The organism is Gordonia sp. KTR9, assembly GCF_000143885.2.
Lineage (GTDB): Bacteria > Actinomycetota > Actinomycetes > Mycobacteriales > Mycobacteriaceae > Gordonia.
In genome coordinates this window covers 4,847,232-4,860,983 of record NC_018581.1, presented here as the reverse complement: position 1 = coordinate 4,860,983, position 13,752 = coordinate 4,847,232, and the positions used below count along the sequence as shown (strand labels likewise).

At 68.0% G+C, this 13,752-nt stretch carries 12 protein-coding genes; 2 read left to right on the top strand and 10 right to left on the bottom strand.

Annotated features, from left to right (window positions below; genetic code table 11):
* Positions 1–43: 43 nt before the first annotated feature.
* The 9 genes from KTR9_RS22445 to KTR9_RS22405 all read right to left on the bottom strand — a co-directional run bounded on the left by KTR9_RS22445 (position 44) and on the right by KTR9_RS22405 (position 11,804).
* On the bottom strand, positions 44–781 hold the full coding sequence (locus tag KTR9_RS22445) for an ABC transporter ATP-binding protein (RefSeq protein ID WP_014928270.1): 738 nt from the start codon (positions 779–781) through the stop codon (positions 44–46).
* Complete coding sequence (locus KTR9_RS22440) at positions 778–1,674, bottom strand: ABC transporter ATP-binding protein (RefSeq protein WP_014928269.1); 897 nt, start codon at positions 1,672–1,674, stop codon at positions 778–780. The genes KTR9_RS22445 and KTR9_RS22440 overlap by 4 nt, the downstream gene beginning before the upstream one ends.
* The gene (locus tag KTR9_RS22435) at positions 1,667–3,670 is read right to left on the bottom strand and encodes an ABC transporter permease (RefSeq protein WP_014928268.1); all 2,004 of its coding nucleotides are present in this window, start codon (positions 3,668–3,670) and stop codon (positions 1,667–1,669) included. The genes KTR9_RS22440 and KTR9_RS22435 overlap by 8 nt, the downstream gene beginning before the upstream one ends.
* Before the next feature lie 126 nt (positions 3,671–3,796).
* Positions 3,797–5,071: an ABC transporter substrate-binding protein gene (locus KTR9_RS22430; protein ID WP_014928267.1), complete on the bottom strand. Its 1,275-nt coding sequence runs from the start codon at positions 5,069–5,071 to the stop codon at positions 3,797–3,799.
* Positions 5,072–5,412: 341 nt separating this feature from the next.
* Entirely contained in the window at positions 5,413–6,576 is a 1,164-nt protein-coding gene (locus KTR9_RS22425) for a phosphatase PAP2 family protein (protein WP_014928266.1), read from the bottom strand.
* 235 nt (positions 6,577–6,811) lie between these two features.
* Positions 6,812–7,456: a TetR family transcriptional regulator gene (locus KTR9_RS22420; protein WP_010843737.1), complete on the bottom strand. Its 645-nt coding sequence runs from the start codon at positions 7,454–7,456 to the stop codon at positions 6,812–6,814.
* Positions 7,457–7,493: 37 nt separating this feature from the next.
* Positions 7,494–9,710, bottom strand: a complete 2,217-nt coding sequence (locus tag KTR9_RS22415) for an MMPL family transporter (protein ID WP_014928265.1) — start codon at positions 9,708–9,710, stop codon at positions 7,494–7,496.
* Positions 9,711–9,978: 268 nt separating this feature from the next.
* A complete protein-coding gene (locus tag KTR9_RS22410; RefSeq protein ID WP_014928264.1) occupies positions 9,979–10,530 on the bottom strand; it encodes a hypothetical protein in 552 nt (183 codons plus the stop codon).
* Positions 10,531–10,628: 98 nt separating this feature from the next.
* The gene (locus KTR9_RS22405) at positions 10,629–11,804 is read right to left on the bottom strand and encodes a DUF418 domain-containing protein (protein ID WP_014928263.1); all 1,176 of its coding nucleotides are present in this window, start codon (positions 11,802–11,804) and stop codon (positions 10,629–10,631) included.
* Between the two features lie 79 nt (positions 11,805–11,883).
* Between KTR9_RS22405 and KTR9_RS22400 the strand changes: the two genes are divergently transcribed.
* Positions 11,884–12,492: a TetR/AcrR family transcriptional regulator gene (locus KTR9_RS22400; RefSeq protein WP_014928262.1), complete on the top strand. Its 609-nt coding sequence runs from the start codon at positions 11,884–11,886 to the stop codon at positions 12,490–12,492.
* A gap of 57 nt (positions 12,493–12,549) precedes the next feature.
* Here the strand turns inward: KTR9_RS22400 and KTR9_RS22395 are convergent, their stop codons facing one another.
* On the bottom strand, positions 12,550–12,939 hold the full coding sequence (locus KTR9_RS22395; RefSeq protein ID WP_010843732.1) for a DUF5997 family protein: 390 nt from the start codon (positions 12,937–12,939) through the stop codon (positions 12,550–12,552).
* 41 nt (positions 12,940–12,980) lie between these two features.
* Here KTR9_RS22395 and KTR9_RS22390 point away from each other — a divergent pair, with 41 nt between their 5' ends.
* Positions 12,981–13,748: a LysR family substrate-binding domain-containing protein gene (locus KTR9_RS22390; RefSeq protein ID WP_443134909.1), complete on the top strand. Its 768-nt coding sequence runs from the start codon at positions 12,981–12,983 to the stop codon at positions 13,746–13,748.
* Positions 13,749–13,752: the final 4 nt, after the last annotated feature.

The window sequence follows — 13,752 nt, the reverse complement described above, 5'->3', positions numbered from 1 at the left end:
GGTCCCCGTTCGTCTCGTCCGTGCGCCTGCTGACCGTCGCGGCCTACGAGGCGAGATCCCCGACGGTGCGGCCGAAGTAGGCCGCCTCGACCATGTCTCGGCGACTGCGGAGTTCGCTCGCGGGTGCCGAGAGTGCGACACGACCATGATGGAGCACGATCGCGGCGTCGGCGATGCCGAGGGCCAGATCGATGTGCTGTTCGACGAGGACGACCGCCATCTGGTGTTCGTCGGCGATCGACCGCAAGCGGGGCAGCAGGTCCTGCACCGCGACCGGGGAGAGGCCGAGGCTCAGCTCGTCGATGAGCAGGACCTTCGGGTTCGCGAGCAGCGCCTTCGCGAGCGCCAGCATCTGCTGTTCGCCGCCGGACAGGTTGCCGCAGCGCCGCCCCCGCATCGTCTTGAGCTTGGGGAAGTACTGATAGACGGTGTCGAGGTCGGGTCCGTTGCGACGCTTTGCGAGGCGGAGGTTGTCCGACACCGACAGGCGGTGGAACACGCCTCGCGTGTCGGGCACCAGGGTGGCGCCCCGGCGCGCGTTTCGTTCGACCCGGCGGTCGATCGGGACCCCCAGGGCGGTCACCGTGCCCGACATCACGCCGAGGGCGCCGACCGCGGCGAGCAGGCTCGTCGTCTTTCCTGCCCCGTTCGGGCCGAGCAGGGCCAGGATCTCGCCGGGGCGTACGGACGCGCTGAGGCCGCGCACCGCCGGCACCCCGCCGTAACCGACGGTGATCTGGTCGATCTCCAGCACCGGTGCCGTCGGGTCCGTCGTGCTCATCTCGTCTCCTTCGGGGCGTGCCCGGTCGGGCCGTTGTCTGACGGTCGTTCGGTGCCGATGTCGCCATCGGACGGGCCGGCCGCCGGAACAGGTGCCTCGACGACGGCTTCCGGATCCACCTCGGGACTGCCGAGGTAGGCCGAGATCACCGCGGGGTCGTCCTGGATGGCGGCTGGTGGTCCGCTGGCGATCACGCGACCGAAGTCGAGCACGTACAGGCGATCGCACACGTCGAGCACCAGGGACATGTCGTGGTCGATCAGCAGGATGCCGATTCCGGTCGCCGCGATCCGGCGCAGTTCGGTACCGAACTCGCGGCTCTCATGGGTGTCGAGTCCGGCGGCCGGTTCGTCGAGCAGGACGAGTTGCGTCCCACCGACCAGCGCGCGCGCTACACCCACGAGCTTCTGCTGTCCGAGGGCCAACTCGCCGGGGAGCTGATCGGCGGCACCGGCGAGGCCGACGAGTTCGAGCGCCGACGAGATGACGTCGGCGGGCGGACGGGAACCGTTGACGACGTCGGCGAACATGGCCCGCAGACCGACGGGTTGCACTGCCACCGCGAGGTTCTGGGCGACGGTCAGGTCGGTGAACAGTTCGCCCGCCTGCCACGTGCGGGCCATGCCCGCCCGGCGGCGGCGATGTGAGCTCGCCTTGTCGAGTCGCTCCCCGCGCAGCGACACCGTGCCGGTGGCTTTCGTGAACCCGGTGACGGCGTCGACGAACGTGGTCTTGCCCGCACCGTTGGGGCCGATCAGCCCGACGATCTGGCCTGCCGAGACCGTGATGTCGATGTCGGTGTTGGCGCTGACGCCGCCGTACCGGACCGACAGTCCGCCGGTCTCGAGGAGCGTCGTCGGCGTGGTGGGCGGTTCGGCTGTCGACTCAGACATGTGCACCCTCCTGTGCGTTCTGGGCCGCGCCCGGCGCTTCCGGATGGGGTGGTGGCCGGTGTCTCTGGGCGCGTATCCGGTCGCCGAACTCCGACACCGCGCCCGCGACCCCGACCGGGTTCAGCACCGCCATCAGCAGCAGGCTGCCGGCGGCGAAGAGTTCGTAGTACTCACCGAGATCGAGGGTTTGGTTGAGGAACACATAACCCACGCCCAGCGGTCCGATGATGCCGGCGAGGACCGCGCCGGCGAACGACGTGATACCACCGACGTAGGTCATCGCGAGCAGCGTCAGCCCGATCATGACCGTGAACGAGCCGGCGGACAGCTGGCCGCGGCTGTACCCGATGAGGCAGCCGCCGATGCCGGCCAGGAAGGCCGACAGCGCGAAACCGAGCAACTTCGTTGCGGCCACGTTGATCCCGACCGACGACGCCGCGCGCTCGTTGGACCGCACGGCCAGGAAGGCCCGTCCGGTCGAGCCGCCCATGAAGCGCAGCACCACCAGGGTCGCGATGGCGACGACGATCAGGACCATCAGCGAGAAGCGGATCGTGACCAGGTTGGTGCCGTCACGCACGCCGAGGTCGAGGCCGAAGATCGTCGGGTCCTCGATGAGGTTGCCCTCGAAGGACGTGATCGCCGGATTGTTGAAGATGAAGCTCTGGATCGCCAGCGCCGCGGCCAGGGTCACGACGGCGAGCTGTGCACCCCGGATCCGGAGTGCGGGTACGCCCACCAGGACACCGAGACCGGTCGCGATCAGGGCCGCGAAGATCATGCTGAACGGGAAGGGTACGTCCCAGTTGGTCGTCAGCTTCGACAGTGCGAAGCCGGCCGCACCGGCAAAGGCCATGCTGGCCAGTGAGATCTGGCCGAGGTAACCGGTGAGGAGCACGAGGGACAGGGCGATGAGACTGAGGATCACCGAGGTCACGACGCCGAATCGCCAGCTGCCCGAGGTGAGCAGGATGGCCGCGACGACGACGGCGATGCACACGGTCGCCGGGATCACCCGGATGCGCGGGATCCGCACCGCGGGCATCCGCACCTCGCCGAGTGAACCGCGGGACGGGATGCGACCGCCCAGCAGGAAGAGGGCGATGACGACGATGATGAACGGGACGGCGTCGCCGAGGCCGGCCTGCGCCCATTCGGGCCACCAGTCCTTGGTGGTGAGCCACGTGATGACCGACTGGAACGCGCCGAGGACAAGCCCTGCGGCGCAAGCGATCCCGAAAGAGGTGAGCCGGCCGACGAGCGCGACGGCCAGCGCCGGGATGACGAAGAAGGTGTAACTGGTCTCGGTGAGTCCGATGGTGTACGACGCGAGCACGACGATGAGTCCGGTTGCCGCTCCGGTCAGCGCCCAGACGATCCCGGCGAGGCGGTCGGGGGAGTAGCCGGACAGTCGCGCGGCCAGTTCGTCTTCGGAGCCGGCGCGGGTCGCGACACCCAGGGTGGTGAGGCGGAAGTAGGCCCAGAGCACCAGCGAGACGGCGATGGCGACACCGGCCAGGATCAGATCCGAGACGTTGACGATCGCACCGGCGATGTCGACCGTGCTCTCCGGCAGGATCGCCTCGGCGAACAGGTTCTCGGTCTCGAAGCGCAAGTGCACCAGTGCCTGGATGAACAGCATGAGACCCACCGAGGCGACCACCTGCGCGAGCACCGGGGCCGAACGCAGCGGACGGAAGACGAGCACATGCGCGAGCAGGGCCCAGACCACCGCGCTGAGCACACCCAGGACGACCGCCAGTTCCATCGACGTGGGGTCGGATTCACTGCCGAGACTCAGGGTGCCGATCGGCAGGACGAGACTGCCGTCGGTGCGCAGTGCGGCAACGAGATACACCGAGTACAGGCCGATGGCACCCTGCGCGAAGTTGATGATGCCGGTGGCGGCGTAGATGCCCACGAGCGACGACGCGAGCACCGAGTAGATGGCACCGGCGGATAGTCCGAGGAAGACGAACTGGAGGAACTGGCCCATGTGGTGTACTCATTCGTTCGGCGCGTAGGGATCTCACGCGCGTGGGGGTTGAAAGAAGGGTCGGGGTCGCGACGCAGGGTCGGATGTGGCGGGGTGGGTGTCCACCCCGCCACATCAAGACCTGTCTCAGTAGGCGCCCGGGATGCGCTGCAGCGCAGCCGGGAGCGGGGTGATGAAGCCGCCGGTGGCGGGTTCGGTCTTCTTGTCGGCGACGACGTCGAAGAGCAGCATCTCGGTGGTGCAGTTCGGCGTGGTCGGCTTACCGCAGTTGAGCTTCGGGCCGATGAAGGACTGGTAGTCCGTGACTGCCTTCAGTGCGCCGAGCACGTTGGGTCCGGTGTAGTCGGTCACCTTGGCGTTGTTCAGCGTGATCGCGAAGTCCGCGAGGGTCGCGAACGTGCCGTAGGCGTAGAAGCCCGCGGTGCCACCCTGCTCGTCGATGAACGTCTGGGCGATTCCGAGATTCGCCTTGGCCGGCTCCGGAGCGGAGTCCTTGGCCGGGGGCTGCCAGATCGGTGAATAGGTCTGCGCACCAACGGCTTGCGGGCCCAGGGTGTCGATGAACTCGGTGCAGGCCGCCATGAACATGGTGCCCTCGTAGTTCACCGAGCGCAGTGACTGGGCGAGCTTGGTGCACACGTTGTCGTTCGGTGCCGTCATCAGGCCGGCGGCCGCGGGGTTGCCCTCGGCCAGCGTCGTGGCGAGCGAGGTGAAGTTCGGGCCGGTCGGCGGGTAGTAGACCGACTTGACGTCGATGCCGAGTTGCGCGCCGAGCGGCTTCATCAGCCCGTCGAACACCTGATGTGCCTGCGGCAGATCGGCATTCGCCAGGGTCAGCGACGTCTTGTTCGACGCCTTGAGCTGCTGCATGAAGCCGACGAGGAACGCGGCGGGCGGCGGGCCGAAGTAGACGCGGTTCTCGGCCGAGGCGCCGGTGGAGGTGTTGAACGGGATCTGGCCGACCAGCGGGATGCCGGCCGAGGTGAGAATCGGTACCGCGGAAGCGGACTCGGCGTTGTAACCGTCGATAGCGGCGACCACGCCGGCCTCGACGAACTGATTCGCGCAGGACACCGTCGATTCCGGTGCGGTCTGGTCGATTCCGCAGTCGACGATCTCGACGGGACGGCCACCGATGCCGCCGATCTGGTTGTTGATGTAGTCCAGGGCGGCTTCCTTGCCGGTGGTGACGCCGCCTTGGGTCGCGGGTCCCTTGCTGGGGTTGAACAACCCCACCTTGATCGCCTCGCCCGAGGCCTTGGTGCCACTGGCATCCGCGGCTGAGCCGTCCGACGATCCGCCGTCGTCGCTGCTACACGACACGACCGAGAAGATGCAGGCCGCGGCGACGGCGACCGCCGCCAACCGTCCGGCTCTCCTGCGTGAATTCGACCAACGCATGTTTCGACTGCCTTTCCCGATGAACTCCGGGCACGACGACACCGCCCTGCGAGAGGGCATGGCGACATCGCCCCGGCGGGGCTGAGAAGGAATGAGTTCATCGACCCAGCGCTGTGTCTGGGTCTGTGATTCCGGCACCGTCCGCCCAGGTCACGGCGGTGAGTCCACGTCGGATGTGATGTGGGCCACTCGAAAAGTAGCCACATCCTTACGCTGGTGTCAAGCTGTTGCGACAAACTGGACACACACTGCACCAGATCGATACGGAACTGCCGGTTGCGAACGAGTTCGCAACCGGCAGTGGGACAAACGATTAAGTCATCGTGAGGTCGGGGCGGTCCTCAGCGAACGGTCACCCGGCCGTCGGCGCCGACGGTGACATCGGCGGTGTAAGCCCGCACGAGGTCGAGGCGCTGCCAAGAGGTGCGGCCGGGGCGCTGGTCGTCGAGCGGGTACCCGGCGGGTGCCGCCGTCTGTGCCAGGACCTGGCGTCGCTGCTCGTCGGTGAGTCGCGGGTACGCCGAGGCGATCAGGTCGACGGCCTGGGGCGGTACCGCCATCGGATGCGTCGACGAGGCGACGCGACCGAAGCCGTAGGTCATCCGCGGCGCGTAGATCGTGCGGGCCTCGGCGTCGGTGACATAGGGCGTGTCGCGCGCGATGCACACCGACAGGGCTGCACCGCAACGCCATTCGAGTTCCTTGCGGATCTCTGCGGCGGAGGCGGTGAGGAGCCGGCGGAATTCGGGGTCGTTCCAGCGATCGGCGGCGGCGGCCTGCCCGACCATCGCCCCGCCGATCACGTCGAGCGGGTAGTGCACGCCCAGCACGATGCGGTGATACCCGCCCTCGGAGGCGCGGGCGAGGAACTGCGGCGCGAGCTCGGGCAGCATCGACGCGAACAGCGTGCCCCGCCAGAAGAACAGGCTGCTGTGACCGGATGGGAACGACGGGTTGCTGCCGAGGGCGTCGTACTCGCTGGCGCCGGGGCGCATGTACTTGCGGATCCGCTGGGGTGCCACGATGAACGGTCGCTGGTAGCCGAAGGCGTACTTCTCGACCAGTGTCGCGTTCGCCAACCCGCCCGCGCGGGCGAGGTAGTCGCTGAAGAGGGCGGTCGTCTTCGGCAGCCGGCCGGCGGCGAGGGCATCGGAGAAATGGCGTCCGAGTCGTGCGCCGAAGGCGTCGGACATCGTCTGCAGCGGATCGTCGTGTGCGTCGGCGAGCGCTCGACGCTGCAACGCCGGGTCGTCGGCCGCGGACTGGTTGATCGCGACCGCGGTCTCGAGGTTGCGGGCCATGACCTCCGGGTGATCCCGGCGCAGCGCGGTGAAGGTCTCGACGGGCGGCAGGTAGACGCCGCCGGGATAGGAAGAGACGTCCGAGGCGTAGAGCCGCGCCAGGTCGGTGACGGGGAACGGCGACGGCGCGGGCTTGGCCGGCGCGGCCTGGGCCGGTGCCGCGAGCGAGAGGGTCGCGGCGATGGCTGCCGCGGTACCGACCAAGGATGCGGCAAACCGTGACCAGCGGACCGAACCCCCTGCTGCCTGAGCCGGCGACGAGCGCAGCGAGGAGACTGAACCCCCTGCTGCCTGAGCCGGCGACGAGCGCAGCGAGGAGCCGAGTCGAAGGCCGGTCGTCGTTCGCGGTCGGGCGGCGCTGTCCGAGATCACGCCCTCGATCCTAGAGGGGAATGTTCGCGGGGCGAACGGGCGCGTGCATCGTGTCCAGCCGGCCGACTCACCCGAGCGGCAATCCCTGCTCGAGCAGGTCGATGGCGCGCAGTGTCGTCTCGAGCGGCGGCATCTCCCGGTTCTCGTCGATCTCGGTGGCCAGGTGGAAGGTGACCCCGGCGACCGCGTCGAGGAAGACCTTGAGCCGGAAGTCGTCGGGCGCGATCCGCAGATAGTCGGCGATGAGCTGGGTCATGTCCGAGATCATGCGCTCGGACTCGACCTGAAAAGTCTTCTGCAGCAACGGTTCGTTGCGGATGAGCTGCATGCGTAGCGGATTGCCCACCCACGGGTCGTCGACCGTCAGGCGGTGCAGCTCGGTCATCAGGCGTCGGATGAGGTCGAAGTGGTTGAGCCCGGGCGGCATCGACTCGACGATCGCCCGCGCCTCGGCGTGCAGGTGCTCGTCACCGATGACCACGCGTTCCTTCGACGGGAAGTAGCGGAAGAAGGTCGTGTGCGAGACGCCCGCGGCTTCGGCGATCTGCTCGACGGTGGTCTTCGCGTATCCCTGTTCGGCGATCAATGTGATCGCGGCCTGCCGGATCGCGTTGCGGGTGCGTAGTTTGTTCTGTTCGCGCAGGCCCATCCGACGCCCCGGGGTCGGTCCCGGGGCGTCGGAGGTGTCGTGCACCGTCAGGCAATCGCCCATGCGTGCTCACTCATTGTCGAAAGGCATGTCCAGCTGGTCAGTTCGCCGGGACCGGAGTCCTGGTGTCGTCCGGTTCCTCGAGCCCGCGATGGCGGACTGCTTCGCCCTCGATGTCGAAGTTGATCACGAAGCGGTCCAGCCAGCGCGGCAGCCCCCAGGCGCGGTCGCCGAGCAGCGCGATCACTGCGGGAACCACCAGCATGCGGATCACGAAGGCGTCGAAGAAGACTGCCGCGGCCAGGGCGAAGCCCATCATCTTGGCGGTCGTCTCCGGGGAGAGCATGAACGCGGCGAAGACGCTGATCATGATGATCGCCGCCGAGGTGACGACCCGCGCGCCGTGCCGGTAGCCGGCCACGATCGCCTCTTTGGCCGACATGCCGTGGATGTACTCCTCGCGCATTCGCGTCACGAGGAACACCTGATAGTCCATCGCGAGCCCGAACACCACGCCGATCAGGAAGATCGGCAGGAACGAGATGATCGGCTGGGTCTGGGTGATCAGTCCGAGCCAGCCCTCCTGGAAGATCGCGACGGTGATGCCGAAGGTCGCGAGCACGGAGAAGATGAAGCCGACGGTGCCGACGAGCGGAACCCACAGCGAGCGGAACACGCCGATCATGATCAGGAACGCCAGACCGACGACCACGATCAGGTAGGGGATGAGCGCGTCGTCGAGCTTCTGCGACAGGTCCGACATGATCGCGGTCTGGCCGCCGACGTGCAGTTCGGCGCCCCGCTCTTCGACGGTCGGCGCGAATGCGCGGATCTGCTCCATCAGTTCGTGGGTCGCCTGCGACGACGGTGAACTCTCCGGCGTCACGATGATGAGCGCGGTGTTGCCGTTCTGCCCGCCCTCGTTGCCCGTCCAGGTGAGCGCCGCGGCATTGGCGACGTCGCCGAGCCCGGCGATGTGGCGGACGGTTTCGTCGGCGGCGGCCTTGATCTGACCGTCGTCGTCGTGCACGACGACGAGCAGCGGGCCGTTGATGCCCTCGCCGAATCCGCGGCTGAGCAGTTCTTGCGCGGGCGCCTCGGCCTCGCTTGTCAGCGACAGGCCCAACTCCATCTTGGTGGCCGGGATCGCCGCCACCGTCAGCGCAAGAAGGCCCAGGACGATGAACGGGATCGGCCACTTCACCACTGTGCGGCCGACTCGGATCCCGAGGGTGTCGTCGGATTCGGACTCCTCGGCATGCTTGATCCACGGGATCTTGGGCACGAAGGCGAACCGTCCGAAGGCGCCGAGGAGGGCCGGGATCAGCGTCAGGGCGGCGAGAACGGCGATCAGGACCGCGACGCCGGCACCGGCGCCCATCTGGGTGATGATCGGGATGCCGATGACCACGAGCGCGACCACAGCGATGATGACCGTCAGGCCGGCGAACACCACCGCGGACCCGGCGGTGCCGACGGCCCGGCCCGCCGCGTCTTCGGGCGCACCACCTCGCCGGAGTTCGGCTCGATAGCGCGACACGATGAACAGGGCGTAGTCGATGGACACCGCGATGCCGAGCATCGTGACGATGGCCGTCGCCGACTCGTTGATCGACAGGACCTCGGCCGACAGGTTGAGCAGCATGATCGTGATCGAGACGCCGACGATGGCGGTCACGAGTGGGATGAACGCCGCGATCAACGCACCGAACGCCACGATCATGACGACGAAAGCGACTGCGAAGCCGATCAATTCGGCGGCTCCACCCGGTTCCATCACCTGCATGAGGGACCCGGTGGCCTCCACCTGCAGGCCGTCTCGGCTGTTCTCCTCGAGGATCTTGACCAGCTCGTCCTTGTTCTCGACGGTGAGGTCGAGCATCTCGATGTTCTGGCGGACCTGGATCAGCCCGACCCGGCCGTTGTCACCGACGACCGTCGGGGCGAGCGCCGGCTGGGCCGCCGCGACGGCGAGCGGGTTCGCGACGGTCTGGGGATCGATGACATCCGGCAGGGTCCGGAGATCTTCGGCCAGCGCCTCCAGTTGCGCGGTGTGATTCTGCAGGCCATCCTCGGCGGCGACCAGGATGCTGGTGGAAGCCCGCTCCTGCTGCTGCATCACCTGCGGAAAGTAGTCCTGGACCTGTTCGGTGGCGATGCCGGAGTCGGTGCCGGGGAGGCTGAAGTCCTTCGCGAACTTCGGTTGCAGAGTGCCGACGAGGCCGGCGACCGCGATCAGCGCGACCAGCCAGGCCGCGATCACCACCCATTTGTGCCGGAAGGAGAACCTCCCGAGTGCGAACAAGTACGACGCCATGACGTGGAAACCCTCCGGTGCTTCGCGGGACCGGCCCCCGACGGGCGCGGCAGGTGATCGACAAAATGATAGCCACTCACACTCGGCACTGAGTACCACTTTTGTCGATGTGCTCTGTCACACCTCGCGCGTCGATGTGGGGCAGATCGCCACTCGCGGGGGTTCGGGGCCGCGACGCGCCGCCGGAGGGGTCCCTCAGCGCGCGTTGGCTCCTCATCGCTCCCTGAGGAGGCCCGGAGCGTGCGGAGGGCCGTCTCGAAGGGTCTCGTCAGCGCGCGTTCGGCGGCGCCTGGTCTCCACGGGGATCGACGTCGGGGCGGTGGCGCGGATCGATCGGATTGTTCGAATGCCGACCGGACTGCTGGCCGGCGCCGGCCGCGTTGCCCCAATCGTCGGAGTCCTGTCCGTCCGCGGTCCGCCCGTCTGCATTACGTCCGTCTGCGTTCCGTCCGTCTGTGTTTCGTCCCTCTGCGTTCCGTCGCACGTCGGGGTCCAGCCGATCCGCGCGAGCGAACTCACTCTCGACCTCTTGCCGTGACTCCGCGGCATGTCCCTGGTGGTGTCGTGCCTGCTCCTGGAGGCGCTTGGCCTCCGCCGCCTTCGCATCCGCCTCGGCCTTGGCCTGGCGTGCACGGGCGTCCGCCTCCTCGGCGACGGCCTCACGATGGCGGACCGACGAGACCTGCTGGGCGGCGTTCTGCCGGATCTCCTCGGCTTGTACACGTCGGCGCGCCTTTCGCTGGCGCAGCAGCAACAGCACGAGCGCAAGGACGACGATCACGACGACGACGGCGATGATGATCCAGATGGCGGTGTCCACGGCTCACTCTTTTCCTCGATGATGGTGGTGTCGGGTACCCCGGCCCGGGGTTGCCTAACCCACGCCGGACCTCGCTCTGAGCTGCGGCCGCGTGGCCGTCACCGCGGTGCGCCCACGCGTACCGGCGGCCTCCGCCGATCGGCGGAGGCGGTGATGCGGTCGTAACTCCGGTGCCACAACCACTCGAGGGGTCCGCGTTCGAAGCGGCTGAGCCAGACGCGGGAGAACAGCATGAGCACTGCGGTGATGGCGAAGTAGAGTGCCACCGTGGCGGGCACCAGCGTCGTGCCGTCGAGATGCCGAGCGAGTCCAGCGCCCCAGCCGTAGCAGACCGCGCCGGCGATGGCGTTCTGAAGCAGGTAGCAGGACAACGCCATTCGTCCGATCGGCGTCAGGGCGCGACCGCATCGCCCGGGAGTGTGGCCGTCGGCATAGTAGCCGGCGACCCAGGCGAGCAGACCGAGTGCGACCACTGGCGCCAGGCAGTATCGCCCCACGACGAGTCCGGCGTCCCCGCCGGCCAGCCCGATGGCGAGATCGAGGGGAAGTGCCACTGCCAGTCCGGCGACCATCAGGCGGCGGCGCAACCTGGCTCCGCGCGCTTCGAGAACTCCGGCACGCAGAAGCGCGGCGCCGACGAGGAACAGCGTGATCGACATCGGCAGGATGAAGATGACCTCGGCGCGGAACATCAGCAGGTTCTCGGCGCGGAACGCGACGAGATCGATGAAACTGCCGTCCGCGTAGGGATTGGGGGACAGTTCGCCACCGGAGCCGGCCGGTGCCGGGGCGGCGAGGAGAGCCCAGGTCACCAGGCCCAGCAACATCACGTGCGTCGACGCCGCGACTGCGATGGCGACGTACTGGCGTCGAAGTCGCATCGACAGGAGGTAGGCGACGACGAGCCCGGTGACCGCGTAACCCATGAGGACGTCGAACTCGGTGAAGAGGAAGTAGTTGATCACGCCGTCGACGAACAGCAACGCGGCGCGCCAGAAGTACCGACCGGGCCAGCGGTGGCCTCGTCGAACGGCCGATCGCTGCTGGATGGCGAGTCCGATTCCGAACATGATCGTGAGCAGCCCCAGGAACTTGCCCTGGGCGAGCTGCTGCAGGAGGTCTTCGGCCACCGCCCAGGAGCCGGTGGCGTGGTGTGTGCCCTGGATGTAGCCGATGAGCCCGTCCGGGTTGGTGAAGATCCAGATGTTGGTGGCGAGGGTGCCCAAGATCGCGATACCGCGCAGGACGTCGAGTGCCGCGTGTCGGGTTGTCATCGTGTCTCCGTCCTTTGCTGGCACAGTCGTGCTATCAAAACACGGGGTCAACGTAGCACGGGTGTACTACCATGAGTCAATGCCCAAGTTGATCGACCGAGACGAGCGACGCGCTGAGATAGCCGAGGCCCTGTGGCGGATCGTGTTGCGCGAAGGGGCGTCTGGGATCTCGGTCCGCGAGGTGGCGGCGGAGGCCGACATCTCGGTGGGTTCGCTACGCCACGTCTTCGCAGACAAGGAAGAGCTGCTCGAATTCTCGATGCGACTGATCTACGAGCGGGTCGAGCTTCGTCTGCGCCGGCACGAGCGGATTCGCAATCCGCTGCGTTGGGCCGTGGCCGTCTTGTCGGAGGCCCTACCGCTCGACGACGAGCGGCGCGTCGAGATGCACGTCAACATGGCCATGATCTCCGAGTCGGTGGCGCATCCCGGACTCGCGACGGCTGCGCGCGAAGCCCACGACGGCCTGCGCTCGCTGTGCCGGACGGTGCTGAGTGTCCTCGACGAGCACGGGCTGATCGGCTCGGGCCGCGATCTCGACTCTCAGGCGATCGCGTTGCATGCCCTCGTCGACGGCCTGGCGATGCACCTGCTCCTCGCCGACACCGATTCGCCGGCTCGGGTCAGGCGCGTACTCGGCGACTACCTGACGGGGTTGGCGGTCGAGTCCGGAGAGATGTCGCAGTGACGCATGGTCGGTTGTCGGCGGGAATGGTTGCGCTGCTGCGCATCTGCCCGCGTCGAGCTAGGCCTCCGGGTCCGTGTCACCCTCGTCGCGGGCGCGTCGCTTGTCGGCGTGGAGTGACTTGACGCGCCGTTCCTCGCGACGGACCTCGATCTGGGTGGCGCGTTCGGCGGCAAGCCAGTCCGGCATCTCGCTGAGGAGCTCGTCGATCTGGGCCGTCGTGAGTGCCTCGGTGATGCCGCCACGGACCAGGCCCGAATTGGAGATCCCGAGTCTGGCGGCGACCAGGTTCTTCGGATGGGGGCCCTCGGCACGCAGCGTGCGAAGCCACTCCGGCGGGTCGGCCTGGAGGGCGGCGAGTTCGGCCCTGGTGATCGGGCCCTGCTGGAACTCCGCAGGAGTGGCCGGCAGGTACACGTCCAGCTTCTTGGCGGCGGTGGCCGGCTTCATCGACTGCGAGCTCATTCGTCGAGGGTATCGGGCGGTAGCCTTTGTGCGTGACCACACCCGACGTTCACACAGCCGGCGAGGCCCCGGTCTTCCGGCTGGCGTACGTCCCGGGGGTCACGCCGAGCAAGTGGGTCCGGATCTGGGCGGAGCGACGGCCCGATGTCCCGCTGGAACTCATCGCACTCGACGTCGCGGACTGTGCCGACGCGGTCGGGGAGGGGCGCGTGCACATGGCGCTCACGCGGCTGCCCGAGGCGCTCCGGTACGGCGATGCGCGGCAGCATCACACCATCGAACTGTACGAGGAGAGCACCGTCGTCGTCGTGCCGAAGGACCACGTCCTGACCGCGGGTGAGGAGATGACGCTGGCCGATCTCGCCGACGAACAGTTCCTGTGGCCGCTGGACGAGCCGTTGACGGTGCCGGAACCCCCTGGCGCGGCGGTGGAGCACCGGCCCGAGACCACCGGTGACGCAATCGAACTCGTCGCGGCCGGCGTCGGCGTGTTGCTCGTGCCGCAGTCGCTGGCGCGTCTGCATCATCGCAAGGATCTCGTCTACCGCCCGGTGACCGATGCCCCGACTTCGGCCGTCGGACTCCTGTGGCCCGCTCCGACAACGGAATCGGCGGACGAGTTCGTCGGGATCGTGCGCGGCCGCAAGGCGACGTCGTCACGTGGACGCACCGACGAGGTGCCCAAGCGATCGGCCCGGGAGAAGGCAGCGGCGAAGAGGGCGGCACGCGAGGCTGCCGGGAAGATCCCCGGCAAGAGTGCGCGTCGAGGGCCCGGACGTCCGAAGCGTCGGTGACCTC